This window comes from Halomonas sp. PBN3 (genome assembly GCF_000475415.1).
Classification (GTDB): Bacteria; Pseudomonadota; Gammaproteobacteria; order Pseudomonadales; family Halomonadaceae; genus Halomonas; species Halomonas shengliensis.
Genome location: NZ_AXCA01000026.1, coordinates 1 through 755 on the forward strand (window position 1 = coordinate 1; position 755 = coordinate 755).

The 755-nt window shown below is 64.4% G+C and carries 1 protein-coding gene; it reads left to right on the top strand.

The window, feature by feature from the left end:
- On the top strand, positions 1 to 755 hold a 755-nt coding region (locus Q673_RS21195), incomplete at both ends, for an IS1380 family transposase (RefSeq protein ID WP_023004635.1).

The following is a 755-nucleotide window of genomic DNA, read 5'->3' on the forward strand; positions in this document are numbered from 1 at the left end:
CTACTGGTCAGCTACCTGCGCCCGGCCTACCGAGATGCCGCCCATCACGCCGGTGCCATTCTCGCCTTGCTGGTCCGGCGGCTGCGCCAGGCATGGCCTGAGGTGAAGATCGTGTTCCGCGGCGACAGCGGCTTCTGCCGCCCGCTGATCCTCAACTGGTGCGACCGCCACGGCGTCGATTACCTCATCGGCCTCGCCGGCAACAAGCGCCTGGCCAAGCTGGCTCTGGACATCGACTACGCGTCAGCCATCCGCTTCGAGAAGACCTGGGAGAAGGAGCGTGTCTTCGGCTTCATCGAGTACGCTGCCAAGAGCTGGAAGGAGCGTCGACGAAGGGTGATCGTCAAGTCCGAGACCAGCCGGCGTGGCTTCAACACCCGCTACGTGGTCACCAGCCTGCGCGGCTGCAGCGCCGAGTGGCTCTATGACAATCGCTACTGTGCCCGGGGCGAGATGGAGAACCGCATCAAGGAGCAGCAGTTCCTGTTCTCCGACCGCACCAGCTGCCACGAGTGGTGGCCCAACCAGTACCGGCTGCTGCTCTCGGGGCTGGCCTATCTGCTCCTGGAGCGACTGCGTCGGATTTACCTCAAGCGCACCGCCTTCGCCCAGGCCCAGGTCAATACCATCCGCCTGAAGCTGCTGAAGATCGGCGCCGTCATCACCCGCAACACGCGCACCATCCGGCTGATGTTGAGCAGCCAGTACCCGGAGCAGGACCTCTTCCTGAAGCTGGCTGGCAAACTGGTGCCTGG